Below are 16,136 nucleotides of genomic sequence, written 5' to 3'. Positions count from 1 at the left end.
GAGGGGTGGACTCCGTGCTGACCTATTCGATGAGCATGTCCGTGGATGGCTACATCAAGGATCGGGGCGGCGACTTCCAGTGGTCCGCGCCTGACGAGGAGCTGTTCCGCTTCCACCTGGAACAGACGCGGGAGCTCGGCTGCCATCTGTGCGGGCGCAGCCTGTACGAGACCATGCTGGTGTGGGAGACGGATCCTTCGCTGCGCGAGGACGAGCTCGACGCCGCGTTCGCCGACGTGTGGTCCGAGCTTCCCAAGGTCGTCTTCAGCCGCACGCTCGACAGCGTGCAGGGGAACGCCCGGCTTGCGCGGGCATCCGTTGCCGAGGAGGTCGCCGCCGCGCAGAAAGCGACAGAGAAGGATGTCGGGATCGGTGGACCGGGGTTGGCCGCGGAAGCGATCGGGCTGGGCCTCGTCGACGAGTTTGGCATGTTCCGTTACCCGATCATGGTCGGTGGCGGAACGTCATTCCTGCCGCAGGTGACGGACCACGTTCAGCTCGACCTGATCGAAACCAGAACGTTCGGCACGCGGGTGATCTACGAGCGCTACCGGCGCGCGGCATCCGCCTCCTCGGGCGGTCGGTGACCGCTGCACCAACCGGTGAACTCGACGAGTTCTCGCGCCAGTTCAGTGACGGAGCGGCCATCCGTTCTCACGCGACGGATGCCGCTGCCCGCCTTCGACGCCAGTTCGCGCGCGGCCCGATCGCTGCGTTCGATGTGGATCTCGAGCCCCGAACCCACCTCGCGTACCGCGAGCCTTGCGTGCCGCGTCGCATCGTCGCCCGTCAGTAGAACGCCCATGCCGCGAACGTTTCCGCCCATGGCCTCCTCGAGCGATTTCATCTCGAGCACGCTGACCGTGTTGGTGTAGATGAGGCGCGAATAGCCGGCATCCCGGTAGTTGCGCCACATCGCGGCCAGATTGCGCTCCGCCAGCATCAGACCGCTACGCCATGGGGCAGGGTAGGCGAGGTCGAGGTTGTCGCCCTCGATCACGGCGTGCCGAACCTCGGCCTGCTCGAGGAGGTGGGAGACCTCGAGCGCGACGGTCGACTTTCCCACCCCCGCCGCGCCGCCGATGAACAGCACCTCGCTGTGGTCTTCGGATCCCATCGGTCAAGTCTGCCGCCTCACGGAGACGGGCGTCGCCTGTGGGACCGCTGTCGTCAGCGGGGTCGGCGAGGCTGCCGCGATCGGGCGCGCGAGGGTAGGACGATCGTGGGATGCCCAGTCGCCGTCTCATGCGCATCCACAGCCCAGAGTTCCAAGCGATGAGCGAGCGCGTGCTCCGGGCGACAGAGCTCACCTCCCGGCTGAACGTGCTTCCGTTCGATGACGAAACCGGAAAGGCCGAACTGTTCGAGCGGATCCTCGGTGCCCCGCTGCCGGATCGCGTCACGATCTATCCGCCGTTCTTCACCGATCACGGGCTCAACCTGCAGCTCTCGGAGCGCGTCTTCATCAATCAGAACTGCACGTTCCTCGACTACGCGGGTATCCGGCTCGGCGAGCGCGTCATGGTCGCGCCGAAGGTGACGTTCATCACCGTCGGGCATCCCGTCGACCCGGGCGAGCGACGCGAGTGGCTGACGGGCGGACCGATCGACGTGGCCGAGAACGTGTGGATCGGGGCCGGCGCGACCATCCTGCCCGGTGTAACCATCGGACACGACTCCGTCATAGCCGCTGGCGCCGTCGTCTCCGAGAACGTTCCGGCCGCAACACTCGTCACGGGCGAGAAGGCGGTCGTGCGTCGGCAATGGTGATGCCGGGCCGACCGATCGGTGGGCAAACCCAGCCGATCGGTTGATCCGGCAAAGGATGCCCGTGGCGACGCTGGAGTCATGACTGAGACAACCACCTACTTCGGCTCCGACCTCACCGTCCTTCGCCGTGCGGCATTCCGTCCCGTTCTCGCGCTGCTCACCGTTCTGCTCGTGCTCAGCGCCGCCATGATCGCCTTCATCGCCGTGCTCGCCGTCTTCGGCGTTGGCGTGGATGCGGCCGTGTGGATCCGCGGATCCTTCGTCCTGGCCAGCGCGATCGTGCTGCTGCTCATCGCGCGAGTTGCGGCCAAGGGCTCGCGGGCCGCCCTCGTGCGGCTGCGCATCATCATGCCGATCGTGCTCGCGGCGGTGATCGTCATCGTTTCTATCCCTGGGCTGCTGCCCGATTGGGCCCGACTCGAGCAGGCCGTGTGCGGCGCGCTCGTGCTGCCCGCGGTGATCCTGATCTACCTGCCGCGTCTGAGCGCCCTCTACCCGAAGAACGCGTAACAGGTCTCATGGAGAGGCAGTGCCGCAGCGCTGCGGCGGCACCGCCTCATGGCAGACGGATAGGGTCGGAACGTGGTGGATCCACGCTGGCGTGTTGTGCTCACGGTGACGCCCTACGTGGTGCTCGCCATCCTGACGGCATACACGCTCTGGGCGCAGTGGGGCGAATGGTCGCGCGCGGTGCCCACCCTCGCGTTGTGCGCGGTGTTCGGCGCCTGGATCGTCGTGATGCGGCAGCTGCCGCTCCGCTGGCGCGATCGGCCGGCGGCGATCGCGGTCTTCCTGACCGTGCTTATCGCCCTGACCCTGCTGCTGGTGCTGCGCGAGGGCTACTTCGGGTTCCTCACCATCGCGACCTTCATGTTCAGCTACTCGATCGTCGAGTGGCCGTGGGAGCCGCTACCGGTGGCGGCGACGGCCGTGGTCGCGGGGATGGCACAGAGCTCGGGATTCGGCTTCGACCTGCCTGGCACGGTGGGCCGCATCGCCGTCATCGCGCTGAACGTCGTCGTGATGTGCGGACTCGGCTGGGGTCTGGAGCTCGCCGGACGGCAGCAGGAGCGGGCGGTCACCCAGACGGAACGGGCGCGCATGGCTCGCGAGATCCACGACACGCTCGCGCAGGGTTTCACGGGGATCGTCACGCAACTGCAGGCGGCGGAACAGGCCCCGGACGAGGCCGCTCGGCGCCGGCACACGGATGCCGCGCTCGCCCTCGCTCGCGACGGGCTCGCCGAGGCACGGCGCTCGGTCAACGCGCTGCGGCCGGCCGCTCTCGACGCCGCAGGTCTGCCTGAGGCTCTGCGGAACGTGGCGGGCGCGTGGTCGGCGCGAACGGGCATCCCCGTGCAGGTCACAACCTCGGGCGATGCCAGGGGCTTGCCGACCGAGACGGAGGTCGCGCTGCTCCGCACAGCGCAGGAGGCTCTGGCCAACGTCGACAGGCACGCCGAAGCGCACCGGGTGAGGCTCGTGCTGCGATCGGATGCCCGTGGCACCGTTCTCGAGGTGCGCGACGACGGCCGCGGCTTCGATCCGGACGAGCGCGCGTCGCATCCGACGTACGGCCAAGACGGCGGTTACGGACTGGTCGCCATGCGCGAGCGCATCGAATCGGTGGCCGGAGAATTCACCGTGGAGTCGAGGCCGGGGAACGGAACGCGCGTGCGAGCGCACGTGCGAGGGCAGGTGGGTGCATGAGCCAGGTGAGGCTGCTCGTCGTTGACGATCATCCCGTGGTCCGCGACGGCATCGTCGGCATGGTGTCGTCGGATCCGGACGTGCTGGTCGTTGGCGAGGCATCCGACGGCATGGAGGCCGTCGGGCTGGCACGTGTACTGCAGCCCGACGTCGTGCTGATGGATCTGCGGATGCCCAAGCTCGACGGAGTCGGCGCCATCCGCGAGTTCGTGCGCCTTGGCATCCCGAGCCGCATTGTCGTGCTGACCACGTTCGACGCCGAAGCCGACGTGCTGCCGGCGATCGAGGCGGGAGCCACGGGCTACCTGCTCAAGGACGCCCCTCGCGACGAACTCGTGCGTGCCATCCACTCGGCCGCCGCGGGCGATGCCGTGCTGGCCCCATCGGTCGCGACGCGCCTCATGGGCCGGGTGCGCACGGCCGAGGCCGGCACGCTCAGCCCGCGCGAACTCGAGGTGCTCGCGCTCATCGCGGACGGCGCGACGAACCGTGCCGTCGCGTCCAAGCTGAACCTCAGCGAGGCGACGGTGAAGACGCATCTGCTCAGCGTCTACACGAAGCTCGGCGTCGGCGACAGGGCGGCGGCCGTGGCGGAGGGCTTCCGGCGCGGGCTGCTGACCGCGTAGATCGCGCGCCGGAGCGCCCTCCGCATGGCCCGGCGGATGCCCGGGCTTCGGACCCGGTCAGACCGTGAGGAGCACCTTGGTGGCACGGCGCTCGTCCATGGCCTGGTAGCCCTCGGCGGCGCGCTCGAGCGGAAGCGTGAGGTCGAAGACCTTGCCGGGGTCGATGGTGCGCGACCAGATCAGGTCGATCAGCTCGGGAAGGAAGCGTCGAACCGGAGCCGGTCCGCCGAGCAGGTGAACCTCGGCGAAGAACAGCTCGTCGGCGGGAATGTTGACGCCCTCGTGTGCGACGCCGACGAAGCCGATGTGTCCGCCCGAGCGGGTGGAACGGATGGCCTGCAGGAACGACTCCTGCGTTCCAACGGCTTCGATCACACTGTGTGCGCCGAGCCCGTCCGTGAGCTCCTTGACCTTCGCAACTCCCGCGTCTCCACGCTCCTCGACGATGTCGGTCGCCCCGAACTCACGAGCGAGCGCCTGCCGGTCGGCGTGGCGCGACATCGCGATGATGCGCTCGGCGCCCAGCTGCTTGGCAGCAAGCACGCCGAGCAGACCGACCGCGCCGTCGCCGACGACTGCGACCGTCTTGCCCGGCCCGACCTCCGCTGCGACTGCGGCGAACCATCCCGTGCCGAGCACGTCGGATGCCGCCAGCAGCGAGGGAATGAGGTCGGCATCCGGCTGCCCGGGCGTGGCAACCAGCGTGCCGTCGGCCAGCGGAATGCGGGCCTTCTCCGCCTGCGTACCGATGGCCCCCATCGGAACGACGTGCACGCAGCGCGACTGGTAGCCGTCTCGGCAGATCTCGCAGGTGTTGTCGGATGCCATGAACGAGCCGACGACGAAGTCGCCGACCTTCACGTTCTTGACGTCGGCACCGATCTCTTCGACGACACCCACGTACTCGTGACCCATGGGCGTGTGGTCGGCGCGGTCGACGCCGCGGTACGGCCACAGGTCGGATCCGCAGATGCAGGTAGCCGCCAGGCGGATGATCGCATCGGTGGGTTCGATGATCTTCGGGTCTTCACGCTCTCCGACGCTGATGGCGCCCGGGGCATCCATGATCACTCCGCGCATGCGGTTCGCCTCCTGTTGTCTGGAATGGTGGTCATGACAAGGCAACACGTTCGTGGGCACCCGCGGGAGTCCTTGCCGAAGCGTGTACCGACAGGGCGCCCTTGGTTGCCGCACGCGAGCCTACGCTCTGGGTATGGACGAGATCGTCATGGACAATCGCGCCGAGGTGCGTGATTTCCTCATGTCGCGGCGCGCGAGGCTCACGCCGCAGGCAGCCGGCCTGGCCGCGGGGTCGAACCGGCGGGTGTCGGGTCTGCGACGCAGCGAGGTGGCCATGCTCGCGGGCGTGAGCGTGGAGTATTACGCCAAGCTCGAGCGTGGGAGCATCGCGGGCGCGTCGTCAGCAGTGCTGGATTCGTTGTCGACCGCCCTTCAGCTCGACGACACCGAGCGCGCCCACCTGCTCGACCTCGCAAGGGCGGCCGACGGCATCCCGCTGTCCGGCCGAGCTCGCCGCCGACCGACCCGCCAGTCGGTGTCGCGTCCCACCCTGCAGTGGACGCTCGAGGCGATCGCCGACGGTGTCGCGTTCGTGCGCAACGCTCATCAGGACCTGCTGGCCACCAACGCGCTCGGCCGCGTCTTCTACTCGCCGGTGATCGGCGACGGCGGGCGAACACCGAACCTCGCGAGGTTCCAGTTCCTGGATCCCGCCTCTCGCGACTTCTACCCCGACTGGGACCTCTTCGCCGAGATGTGCGTGTCGATCATGCGAGCCGAAGCCGGTCGCGACCCGCACGACCGCGCGCTGCAAGACCTGGTAGGCGAGCTCTGTACGCGGAGCGAGACGTTCCGCAGTCTGTGGGGCGCGCACAATGTGCGCACGCACGGCGCCGGCACCAAACGGTTCCATCACCCCGAAGTCGGTGAGCTGACGCTCGCCTACGAGGAGCTCGCCATCACGGCGGAGCCAGGACTCGTCATGCTCGTCTACACGGCGGAGCCGGGCTCGTCGAGCGCCGAACGACTCCGGTTGCTCGCGTCGCTCGCGGCGAAGCATCCTGCGGCGCTCGCCGAGTAGGGCCGGGCTGCGCGCTCCCGTCTGGTGGAGCCCGCGGTACCTCGCTACCGCAGCTTGCGGTACGCCCCGGTCGAGCCCCGCACCACCAGCTCGTTCTCGACGAGGCGGAGCCCGGGGGCGACATCCTGTTGCTGGATCGCGTCGTTGAGCAACTCGAAGGCACGCTGCCCGACCTCGGCGAAGTTCTGGCGCACGGTGGTCAGCGGCGGCCAGTACTCCGCGGACTCCGGGTTGTCGTCGAAGCCCACCACGCTGATGTCGCCTGGCACATCACGGCCGCGCTCGTGCAGCGCGTGGAGCACTCCGAGGGCGAGCTGGTCGTTGGCGCAGAACACGGCCGAGACGTCGCTGCGGTCGGCGACCTCACGTCCGGCCCGGTAGCCCGCCTCGGCGTGCCAGCCCCCGCCCAGCGGCTCGGGCGGCTCGATGCCGTGCGCACGCAGGGTGTCGCGCCAGCTGTCGGCGCGGTCGGCGGCGGCATTCGAGCTCTCGGTGGGTCCCGCCACGTGCCACACGGTGGGATGCCCGAGCTCCAGCAGGTGCTCCACGGCCAGCCGTGCGCCCTGCCGCTGGTCGGCGTTGACCGAGACTCGGTCGTGATACTCGCGAGAGTCCACAAGCACCGAAGGGATGCGGTCGGGGAACGCGATCGAGTGCTCGCTCAGTTCGTGGGCCTCGAGAATGACGATGATGCCGTCGACTGCTTCGCGATCGAGGCGCGAGAGGGCATCCGTGATGCCTCCCGTCGACGGGTCGCCTATCGAGATCAGATCGATCGAGAACCCGTGCGCGGCCGCCTGCGAAGTGATGGAGTCGAGGATGCGGATCGAACCGATGTTCTGCAGCGTGAACATGAGCACGCCGATGGTCTGGAACCTGCCGCTCTTCAGGGCGCGCGCAGCGCTGTTCGGGCGGTAGTCGAGTTCGGCCATCGCAGCGAGCACACGCTCGCGGGTCTCCGGCTTGACCGTCGGGAACCCGTTCGACACCCGGCTGACCGTCTGCGCCGAAACACCGGCCTTGACGGCGACGTCTGCGATGGATGCCGGACGCTGTCGACTGCGCGGCTCGGTCTCGGTCATGCGCTTCCTCGCCATCGGGTCTCGCTCCGGTCCGCTGGGCCGGCCGGAGCGGTTCCTTGCATCGTATTCAACCTCGGGTTCGCCAGTGTCACTCGACACCAACCCACCCCACCTGCTTCCGCTGTCACACATCGCGGGTCTCGGATGCCCGCACCCGCGTTGTGCGACAGCGGAACGACGGGGCGGCGGTGCGTGGCGGCGGCCCGTGGGCGGGGCAGGGGCACGACGTTCTCGGCCGCGCCAGTATGTTAGCGTAAACATGTTTACGTGAACACCGTTCGTTGAGGAACCGAAATCGTGCCGTCCATCACCCCGTCAGCCGAGACATCCGCTGCGCCGCCGCCCGGAAGTCGATCGACGCCGGCACCCGCAATCAGAGCGGCGTCGGCGCCAGGAACCAGGTCGAAGCCCGCGGCTGGAACACGACCCTCGTCTCCGCGCGGTCGTCGCAAGCGATCGGTTCTTCAGCGACGCGTCTCGATGGCCGGCGTCGGCTTCGTGACGCCGTTCATGATCGGCCTCGCGCTGTTCATCGTCGCGCCCATCGTCTACGCGCTCTACCTCAGCGTCTTCCGCACGCAGCTGATCGGCGGCACCACCTTCGTGGGCCTCGGCAACTACGTCACGCTGTTCCAGGACGCGAAGTTCTGGGAGTCGTTCCTGCGGGTCCTGCTCTTCCTCGTGGTGCAGGTGCCGATCATGCTCGTGCTCTCGCTCGTCGCCGCGCTCGCGCTCGACAGTGCCCGCCTGCACGGCGCCTCGTTCTTCCGTATTGCGATCTTCCTGCCCTACGCCGTTCCCGGCGTGGTCGCCGCCCTCATCTGGGGATTCATCTACGGCGACCAGTTCGGCTTGACCGCCGCCGTCAACGACGCGTTCGGCTGGAACCTCGCCCCACTCGCCAAATCGTGGATCCTCGGCTCGATCGGCAACATCGTCACCTGGGAGTTCATGGGCTACAACATGCTCATCTTCTACTCGGCGCTCCGGGTGATCTCCCCCGACCTCTACGAGGCCGCCGAGCTCGACGGCGCGGGTGCGTGGCGCACCATCTTCAGCATCAAGCTGCCCGCCGTGCGCGGCTCCATCGTGATCGCGGTCATCTTCTCGATCATCGGCAGCTTCCAGCTGTTCAACGAGCCCAACCTGCTGCAGCCGCTCGCCCCGAACGCCATCAGCAGCTACTTCACCCCGAACATGTACGCCTACAACCTCTCGTTCGCCGGCCAGCAGTTCAACTACTCGGCCACCGTCGCCATCGTCATGGGCGTGATCACCGCGGTGATCGCCTACGTGGTTCAGGTGCGCGGAACGAGAGCGGAGAACCGATGAGCACCGCAACCACAGCCCACCGCACGGATGCCCAGGCGAACGCGACTGCCGGCATCCGTCGCCCCGCGGTCTCCCGCCGCAGCACCCGCTCGCGTCGTCGCTCAGGCAACTCGGGCCGGCCACGCAGGAACATCGTGCTCACGATCGTGATGGCGCTCTTCGTCATCTATTCGTTCGTCCCCCTCGTATGGCTCATCGTCAACGCCACCAAGACGCAGGGCGACCTCTTCTCCACCTTCGGACTGGGCTTCGGACACAAGTTCGCGCTGTTCCAGAACATCGCAGAGACGTTCACCTACAAAGACGGCATCTTCCTGCACTGGTTCGGCAACACGCTGCTCTACGTGGTGGTGGGTGCCGGCGGCGCGACGCTCTTGGCCACTCTTGCCGGCTACGGGCTGGCGAAGTTCGCCTTCCGCGGGCGCCGTGCGGTGTTCGCCGTCGTGCTCGGCGCCATCGCCGTTCCCGGAACGGCGCTCGCCGTGCCCACGTTCCTGCTCTTCAGCCAAATCGGCCTGACGAATACACCGTGGGCGGTCATCCTGCCTTCGCTCATCAGCCCGTTCGGCCTGTACCTGGTCTGGACGTTCGCAATCGACGCCGTGCCGACCGAGGTTCTCGAGGCTGCGCGCATGGACGGCTCGGGTGAGGTGCGCACGTTCTTCACCATCTCGCTGCGGCTCCTAGCGCCCGGCATCGTGACCGTGCTGCTGTTCGCCATCGTCGCCACCTGGAACAACTACTTCCTGCCGCTCATCATGCTCAGCGACCCCACGTGGTACCCCCTCACGGTCGGCCTGAGCCAGTGGAGCGCCCAGGCAACAGGCGTGGGCGCGCAGCCCATCTTCAACCTCGTCATCACGGGAAGCCTGCTCACGATCGTGCCGATCGTGGTCGCCTTCCTCTTCCTGCAGCGCTACTGGCAGTCGGGTCTGGCCGCCGGAAGCGTCAAGTCCTGATCCATTCCCCCCTCCCGATGAAGTGAAAGGCACACAATGAAGCAGTTCCCGCGATCCTCGGCGCTCCGCCGAGTCGCATCCGTGGCAGCCGCAGGCGCGGTCATCGCCGCGGCGCTGGTCGGATGCTCGTCGTCCGGCTCGGGCAGCAGCAGCGCGACCGACGTCGACGCAGCCCTCAAGCAGGGCGGCAGCATCACGTACTGGACGTGGACGCCAGCGGCCAAGGACCAGGTCGCCGCGTTCGAGAAGGAGTACCCGAAGGTCAAGGTGAAGGTCGTCAACGCCGGCACCAACACGACGGAGTACACGAAGCTGCAGAACGCCATCAAGGCGGGCAAGGGCGCTCCGGATGTCGCCCAGCTCGAGTACTACGCGCTTCCGCAGTTCGCACTCAGTGACTCGCTCGTCGATCTGAAGCAGTTCGGCTTCGACAAGCTGAAGAAGGACTTCTCGGTCGGTCCCTGGAACAACGTGAACGTGCAGGACAAGCTCGTCGCGCTTCCGCAGGACTCCGGCCCGATGGCGTTGTTCTACAACAAGACCGAGTTCGACAAGTACGGCATCGCCGTTCCCAAGACGTGGGACGAGTACGTCGCGGCGGCCAAGCAGCTGCACGCGGCCAACCCGAACGCGTACATCACGGCCGACAGCGGCGACCCCGGGTTCATGACAAGCATGATCTGGCAGGCGGGCGGGCATCCGTTCCAGGTCGATGGCACCAATGCCACGATCAACCTGCAAGACGAGGGCTCCAAGAAGTTCACGTCCGTCTGGAACCAGCTCGTGGAGAACAAGCTGCTCTCCCAGACCCCCGGCTGGACGGATGACTGGTACAAGGCGCTCGGCAACGGCGACATCGCCACGCTGATCACGGGCGCATGGATGCCCGGCGTGCTCGAGTCGTCGGTGCCGGACGGCTCCGGCCAGTGGGCCGTCGCTCCGATCCCGACCTACGACGGCACCCCGGTGAATGCCGAGAACGGCGGCAGCTCCGAGGCGGTCCTGAAGCAGAGCAAGAACCAGGCGCTCGCAGCCGGATTCCTGCGTTGGCTGAACGACAGCAAGAAGAGCGTCGGCATCTTCATCGGCAAGGGCGGCGGATTCCCGTCGACGGTCGCCGACCAGAACTCCGAGTCGTTCCTGAACCAGGCTCCTGCCTACTTCGGCGGGCAGAAGATCAACCAGGTGCTCGTCGACGGTGCGAAGAACGTCGTTCCCGGATGGCAGTACCTGCCGTACGAGGTGTACGCGAACAGCATCTTCTCGGACACGGTCGGCCAGTCGTACAGCAATGCGACATCGCTGGACTCGGCACTGCTTGACTGGCAGAAGCAGCTGGTCACCTACGGCAACCAGCAGGGCTTCAAGGTCAAGGCCGGCTGATCGCGCCACCCACCGCCGGTTGAGTAGCGGCCGGAGGCCGCGTATCGAAACCTCGTCTGTATGGCTTGGTTTCGATACGCCAGCTCCGCTGGCTACTCAACCGGCGGTGGCGTGCCCGCTCAGTGAACGTGAACCGCGCTCTTACACCTGGAGTTCCCCGCATGGGTCGTTTCGAAATCGGGTCAGACGATTTCCTGCTCGACGAGAAGCCGTTCCGCGTCATCTCGGGAGCACTGCACTACTTCCGAGTGCATCCGCAGCACTGGGCCGAGCGCATCCGCATGGCGCGCATGATGGGCCTCAACACCATCGAGACCTACGTTCCGTGGAACGCGCACGAGCCGCAGCCGGCACGATTCGTCACCGACGACCCACGTCTCGACCTCGGACGCTTCCTCGAGGTCGTGGCCGAGGAGGGCATGTTCGCGATCGTGCGCCCCGGCCCGTACATCTGCGCCGAGTGGGACGGCGGCGGGCTCCCCGGATGGCTTCTGGCCGACCCCGACGTACGCATGCGGAGCACGGATGCCCGCTTCCTCGAGCCCGCGAAGCGTTACCTCCGTCACGTGCTCCGCCTCGTGGCTCCGTTGCAGATAGACAACGGAGGACCAGTCATCCTCGTGCAGGTCGAGAACGAGTACGGCGCGTACGGGGCGGACAAGGATTACCTGCGCGAACTGACCGACGTGACTTTGGCATCCGGCATCACAGTTCCGCTGATCTCGGTCGATCAGCCGAGCGGATCCATGATCGCCGACGGCAGCCTCCCCGAGCTGCACAAGACCGCCTCGTTCGGATCGCACACCGCTGAGCGCCTCGCCCACCTGCGGCGGGAGCAGCCGGCCGGGCCGCTCATGTGCGGCGAGTTCTGGTGCGGCTGGTTCGACAACTGGGGCGCGCACCATCACACGACGCCCGCCCAGGCATCCGCTGCCGAGCTCGATGCGCTGCTTTCTGCAGGGGCATCCGTGAACATCTACATGGCGCACGGCGGCACCAACTTCGGCTTCACCAACGGCGCCAACGACAAGGGCGTGTACCAGCCGATCACGACCTCGTACGACTACGACGCTCCGATCGACGAGGCCGGGCGGCCCACCGAGAAATTCTGGGCATTCCGCTCCGTGATCGCGAAGTACGCACCGGTTCCCGACTTCGAGCCGCAGCCGTCGGCACCAGCCCCGGCGTTCGAGGTGTCGCTTATCCCCGGCGTGGGCCTGATGGATGCCGCGGCCGCCGCGAACCCGTGGGTCGCCCACGACACCCTCCCGACGATGGAAGATCTCGGCGTGTACCGCGGGCTGCTCGCGTATCGCGCAGGGCTGCCGAATCGTGCCGCGGCACTGCTCGCGTTCGAGGAGGTGCGCGACCGAGCCATCGTGTTCGTCGACGGCGTGCGCGTCGGTGTGCTCGGGCGCGAACGGCACGAGCGTGCGATCGTCGTGCCGGCCGGCCGCGAACTGCTCGTCTTGGTCGAGGACGAGGGCCGCGTGGACTACGGCCCTCGGATCGGCGAGTGCAAGGGCCTGATCGGGCCGGCGACCCTGGATGGAATACCGCTCGAGCGGTGGGAGACCCTCGTTATGAACGTCGACGCACTCGCGACGTCCGTCGTTTCCGGTGCCCGTGACGAGCCGCCGGCGCGAGCCGGCCGTCCCGCCGAGGGCGCCGACCCGTCGCTTCCCCGTTTCCATCACGCGACCTTCGAGCTGGACGCCTCGGCCGACCTGTTCCTCGACACGGCAGGCTGGGGCAAGGGCGCTGCCTGGATCAACGGCTTCCCGCTCGGCCGTTACTGGAGCGCCGGGCCCCAGCGAACGCTGTACATTCCCGAAGGCGCGACCCTGCCAGGCAGCAACGACCTCGTCGTGCTGGAGCTGGATGCGTTGCCGCGTGCCCGCGCCGCCTTCGTGACAGACGCTCACCTCGGGCACACCGAGGAGTAGTAGCGCCGTCGCCGGTCGCGCCGGCCGTTTACGCGACCCTCAGCCACGGCATTGCCGCGCCACAGCATCCTCATCTAGCGTCGCTGCATGAGCAGCTCGCCGCTGCCGGCCGGGATCGAGCGCATGGTCGGCGACCTCCACGTCGAGGTGCGCGGCAGCGGCCGGCCCATACTGCTCATCCACGGCAACTCCGGTGACCTGCACTACTTCGACCGGAACGTGCCGATCCTGGCGAAGCAACGCCGAGTCGTGGCGATGGACTGCAGAGGCCAGGGCCGCTCGGCGCGTGGCGTCGGTCCGCTCACGCTGGCCCGCATGGCCGACGACGCCGCGGACGTGATCCGCGACCTCGGAGCAGGAACGGGTGCCCGCCCCGAGCCGTTCGACGTGCTCGGGTTCTCGGACGGCGCGAACGTGGCGATGCTGCTCGCGCTGCGGCATCCGGAGCTCGTTGCGTCGCTCGTGCTTGCGTCGGGCAACATCGGCGCAGCAGGCATGAGGTTCGGAGTGCGCTGGGGCCTTCGCCTCCTCGCCCTGCCCGCGCGGTTCGCTCGGCGGATCCCGAAGCGCGCTCGCAGGTATGAGCTGCTTCGGCTGATGCTCGATTCACCGGGAATGTCGCTGAGCGACCTGGCGCACATCGACGTGCCCACGCTCGTGCTGGCGGGACAGCGCGATCTGATCAGGCGGCCGCATACGCGGGCGCTCGCCGAGGCGATCCCGAAGGCGGCGCTATGGATCGTGCCAGGCGGTTCGCACACCGTGCTGCGCGATAGAGCAGACGAGGTGACGCCCGAGATCGTGCGGTTCCTCTCGGGCGCCTTGACTTCGAGCGCGCTCTAGATCCTACGGTCGAGGGCATGCCCACGACGAGCGGAATCCGCGTACCGAATCCAGTGCAGACGCCCGACGCCGACCGGCGGAGGCGCCTGCTCGTTCTGGCGATCTGCTGCATGAGCATGGTGGTGGTCGTGATGGACCTCTCCATCGTGAACGTCGCCCTGCCCGACATGCGCCGGGAATTGGATGCCTCGCCTTCCGGCCTGCAATGGACCGTGGATGCCTACGCGCTGGTTCTCGCCGTCTTGCTCGTGGTGTCGGGCTCGCTCGCCGACCGCTTCGGGCGACGCCGGATGTTCCTCGTCGGCCTCGCGATCTTCGGCATCGGGTCGCTCGCGTGCGGCCTCGCGCCGACGATCGGGTGGCTGATCGCGGCACGTGCTGCGCAGGCGGTCGGAGGCGCCATGCTGAACCCCGTTGCGATGGCCATCGTCGCGAACACCTTCCCCGATGCGGCCGAACGTGCGCGTGCGATCGGCGTGTTCGGCTCGATGAGCGGCCTCGCGCTCGTGCTCGGGCCGGTACTCGGCGGGTTTCTGGTCGACTCGTTCGGCTGGCGCTCGATCTTCGTGGTCAACGTGCCTGTGGTCATCCTCGCCATCGTGCTCACCGCGACGTTCGTGCCGGAGTCTCGCGCGGCGCATCCTCGCCGACTCGACCCGCCCGCTCAGCTTCTGGTTGCCGTGTTCCTCGGCGGCGTCGTGTTCGCTGTGATCGAGGGCGGCTCACTCGGCTGGGGCTCGCCCGCCATCGTCGGCATTGCCGTGGCATGCGTGTTGAGCGCCGTCGCGCTCGTGCTCGTCGAGCGCCGGCGACGGGAACCGTTGCTTGAGCCTCGACTGTTCCGCAGTATGCCGTTCGTGTCGGCTCTCGTGATGGCCGTTGTCGCGATGTGCGGGTTTCAGGCGTTCCTGTTCGTGATCACGCTGTATCTGCAGAACGTGCGCGACCTCTCGCCGTGGGCCGCCGGGTGCTGCCTCGTGCCGATCGGAGTGCTTGTGCTGGTGCTCTCGCCGATCTCCGGACGTATGGTGGCCGCTCGCGGCGCACGCCGTCCGCTCGTCACCGCCGGATTTGCGCTCGCCGTGTCGGGCCTCGCTCTACTGTGGCTCGCGCCGCAGACGTGGATGCCCGTCGTGCTCTGCTTCTTCGTGCCCGTCGGCCTGTTCCTCGGCCTGGTGAATCCGCCGATCAGCAACACGGCCGTGTCGGGCATGCCCAGGTCGATGGCCGGTGTTGCCGCATCACTCGCCTCCTCGGGGAGGCAGGCCGGAACAGCGCTCGGGGTCGCGATCGCCGGAGCGGTGGTCGGACCGACGCTCGGCAGAGGGGCCGTCGCGTTCACGGATGCCGCGCACGGAGTCTGGTGGATGCTCCTGGCCCTCGGACTCGTGCTCGCGGCGCTCGCCGTGCTGAGCACCGGCACGTGGGCGGCCGCGACCGCCGCGCGCGCGGCCACCACCCCGCGGGCGGCCGCGACCGCCGCCCGTGCGGCCACCACCCCGCGGGTTGAGTAGCTCGCCGAAAGCGCGCGTATCGAAACCCTCAACCAGCTGCCATCGCCAACCAGCTGCCATCCCCAGCACGAATGCCGGGTTTCGATACGCGGCCCCGCCGCTGCTCAACCTCGACACGGTGCCGACACAGCGTCAGGATCAACAGGCCCTACCGCGGCGCCCAGAGTCGGTCGGCGTCGCCTGCGGCCATGCTCCCCCGGTAGACCGCGATCTTGTGGTCGATCGTCTTCAGGTTCTCCTGCACCTCTGCGAGCCGCTCGAGCACCTTGGCGCGATGCGTCTCGAGCAGTTCGAGCCGTTCTTGCTCGTTGCCCGGCCCCGCCGCGACCAGCTCGGCGTACTTGCGGATGCCGTTGATCGGCATCCCGGTAGCGCGCAGCTTGGTGCAGATCACGATCCACTTGAGATCGATGTGGTGGTAACGGCGCCGGCCCGTGCTGGTGCGGCCGACGGGCGTGACGACAAGTCCGGCGCGCTCGTAGTAGCGAAGCGTGTGGACGCTCACGCCGGTGCGCAGTGCGGCTTCGCCGATCGTGATGCCTTCGGGTGGCAGATCGTTCTGAGGCTTCACTCTTTCGCGGCGGTCCCGTTCGCCCGAGGTTGCTTCTGCAATCGGGATGCGACTCACCTTGCCAGCCCTTTCGGCCTTTTCGGCGGCGGCGGAAGATGCGATCGTTACTTCGAGCACACTCTAGATTCTACGCAGCCTGAGCCGGATGCCGATGGGCTAGCCGGGCGTGGCCCGGCCCCTGCCCCAGCCCCAGCCCCAGCCCCAGCCCCAGCCCGGCCTGGCCTGCCCTGCCCGGCCCCAGCCCCAGCCCGGCCTGGCCTGCCCCTGCCCGGCCCCGCCCCGGCCCGGCCCCGGCCCGG

The 16,136-nt window shown here is 68.0% G+C and carries 16 protein-coding genes; 12 read left to right on the top strand and 4 right to left on the bottom strand.

Annotated elements, in window-relative coordinates; genetic code table 11:
* Positions 1 to 5 precede the first annotated feature (5 nt).
* Entirely contained in the window at positions 6 to 587 is a 582-nt protein-coding gene (locus ACO2Q7_RS10290) for a dihydrofolate reductase family protein (protein WP_423355513.1), read from the top strand.
* Here the strand turns inward: ACO2Q7_RS10290 and ACO2Q7_RS10285 are convergent.
* Entirely contained in the window at positions 548 to 1,117 is a 570-nt protein-coding gene (locus tag ACO2Q7_RS10285) for an adenylyl-sulfate kinase (RefSeq protein WP_423355512.1), read from the bottom strand. The two genes, ACO2Q7_RS10290 and ACO2Q7_RS10285, sit on opposite strands and share 40 nt — an antisense overlap.
* A gap of 110 nt (positions 1,118 to 1,227) precedes the next feature.
* Between ACO2Q7_RS10285 and ACO2Q7_RS10280 the strand changes: the two genes are divergently transcribed.
* From ACO2Q7_RS10280 to ACO2Q7_RS10265, 4 genes are all read left to right on the top strand, one after another.
* Positions 1,228 to 1,770, top strand: a complete 543-nt coding sequence (locus ACO2Q7_RS10280; protein WP_423355511.1) for a sugar O-acetyltransferase — start codon at positions 1,228 to 1,230, stop codon at positions 1,768 to 1,770.
* A gap of 78 nt (positions 1,771 to 1,848) precedes the next feature.
* Complete coding sequence (locus ACO2Q7_RS10275) at positions 1,849 to 2,280, top strand: hypothetical protein (RefSeq protein WP_423355510.1); 432 nt, start codon at positions 1,849 to 1,851, stop codon at positions 2,278 to 2,280.
* Positions 2,281 to 2,352: 72 nt separating this feature from the next.
* Positions 2,353 to 3,480 (top strand): sensor histidine kinase, encoded by a 1,128-nt coding sequence (locus tag ACO2Q7_RS10270; RefSeq protein WP_423355509.1) that lies wholly within the window; start codon positions 2,353 to 2,355, stop codon positions 3,478 to 3,480.
* Positions 3,477 to 4,106, top strand: a complete 630-nt coding sequence (locus tag ACO2Q7_RS10265; protein ID WP_423355508.1) for a response regulator — start codon at positions 3,477 to 3,479, stop codon at positions 4,104 to 4,106. Before ACO2Q7_RS10270 ends, ACO2Q7_RS10265 begins: the two co-directional genes overlap by 4 nt.
* Positions 4,107 to 4,163: 57 nt before the next feature.
* Here the strand turns inward: ACO2Q7_RS10265 and ACO2Q7_RS10260 are convergent, their stop codons facing one another.
* Positions 4,164 to 5,186 carry a zinc-dependent alcohol dehydrogenase family protein gene (locus ACO2Q7_RS10260; protein ID WP_423355507.1) on the bottom strand — a complete coding sequence of 341 codons (1,023 nt, stop codon included), beginning with the start codon at positions 5,184 to 5,186 and terminating at the stop codon, positions 4,164 to 4,166.
* A gap of 148 nt (positions 5,187 to 5,334) precedes the next feature.
* Between ACO2Q7_RS10260 and ACO2Q7_RS10255 the strand changes: the two genes are divergently transcribed.
* Positions 5,335 to 6,207 carry a helix-turn-helix transcriptional regulator gene (locus ACO2Q7_RS10255; RefSeq protein ID WP_423356004.1) on the top strand — a complete coding sequence of 291 codons (873 nt, stop codon included), beginning with the start codon at positions 5,335 to 5,337 and terminating at the stop codon, positions 6,205 to 6,207.
* A 44-nt stretch (positions 6,208 to 6,251) separates the two neighbouring features.
* Here ACO2Q7_RS10255 and ACO2Q7_RS10250 read toward each other — a convergent pair whose 3' ends face one another.
* Positions 6,252 to 7,289, bottom strand: a complete 1,038-nt coding sequence (locus ACO2Q7_RS10250) for a LacI family DNA-binding transcriptional regulator (protein ID WP_423355506.1) — start codon at positions 7,287 to 7,289, stop codon at positions 6,252 to 6,254.
* A gap of 480 nt (positions 7,290 to 7,769) precedes the next feature.
* On the opposite strand from ACO2Q7_RS10250, the gene ACO2Q7_RS10245 reads away from it, so the two are divergent.
* The 6 genes from ACO2Q7_RS10245 (at position 7,770) to ACO2Q7_RS10220 (ending at position 15,266) form a co-directional block, all read left to right on the top strand.
* Complete coding sequence (locus ACO2Q7_RS10245; RefSeq protein WP_423355505.1) at positions 7,770 to 8,621, top strand: carbohydrate ABC transporter permease; 852 nt, start codon at positions 7,770 to 7,772, stop codon at positions 8,619 to 8,621.
* Positions 8,618 to 9,580: a carbohydrate ABC transporter permease gene (locus ACO2Q7_RS10240; RefSeq protein WP_423355504.1), complete on the top strand. Its 963-nt coding sequence runs from the start codon at positions 8,618 to 8,620 to the stop codon at positions 9,578 to 9,580. The genes ACO2Q7_RS10245 and ACO2Q7_RS10240 overlap by 4 nt, the downstream gene beginning before the upstream one ends.
* 36 nt (positions 9,581 to 9,616) lie before the next feature.
* Positions 9,617 to 10,963: an ABC transporter substrate-binding protein gene (locus ACO2Q7_RS10235; protein WP_423355503.1), complete on the top strand. Its 1,347-nt coding sequence runs from the start codon at positions 9,617 to 9,619 to the stop codon at positions 10,961 to 10,963.
* A gap of 161 nt (positions 10,964 to 11,124) precedes the next feature.
* A complete protein-coding gene (locus tag ACO2Q7_RS10230; RefSeq protein ID WP_423355502.1) occupies positions 11,125 to 12,909 on the top strand; it encodes a beta-galactosidase in 1,785 nt (594 codons plus the stop codon).
* A gap of 87 nt (positions 12,910 to 12,996) precedes the next feature.
* On the top strand, positions 12,997 to 13,752 hold the full coding sequence (locus ACO2Q7_RS10225; RefSeq protein WP_423355501.1) for an alpha/beta fold hydrolase: 756 nt from the start codon (positions 12,997 to 12,999) through the stop codon (positions 13,750 to 13,752).
* Positions 13,753 to 13,769: 17 nt separating this feature from the next.
* Positions 13,770 to 15,266, top strand: coding sequence for an MFS transporter (locus ACO2Q7_RS10220; protein ID WP_423355500.1), 1,497 nt, complete (start codon positions 13,770 to 13,772; stop codon positions 15,264 to 15,266).
* Positions 15,267 to 15,414: 148 nt separating this feature from the next.
* Here ACO2Q7_RS10220 and ACO2Q7_RS10215 read toward each other — a convergent pair whose 3' ends face one another.
* Entirely contained in the window at positions 15,415 to 15,954 is a 540-nt protein-coding gene (locus ACO2Q7_RS10215; RefSeq protein WP_423355499.1) for a MerR family transcriptional regulator, read from the bottom strand.
* Positions 15,955 to 16,136: the final 182 nt, after the last annotated feature.

The organism is Rathayibacter sp. KR2-224, assembly GCF_049446075.1.
GTDB lineage: Bacteria > Actinomycetota > Actinomycetes > Actinomycetales > Microbacteriaceae > Humibacter.
Note: the sequence above shows the minus strand (reverse complement) of the source record. Positions and strands in the feature narration are given on the sequence as shown.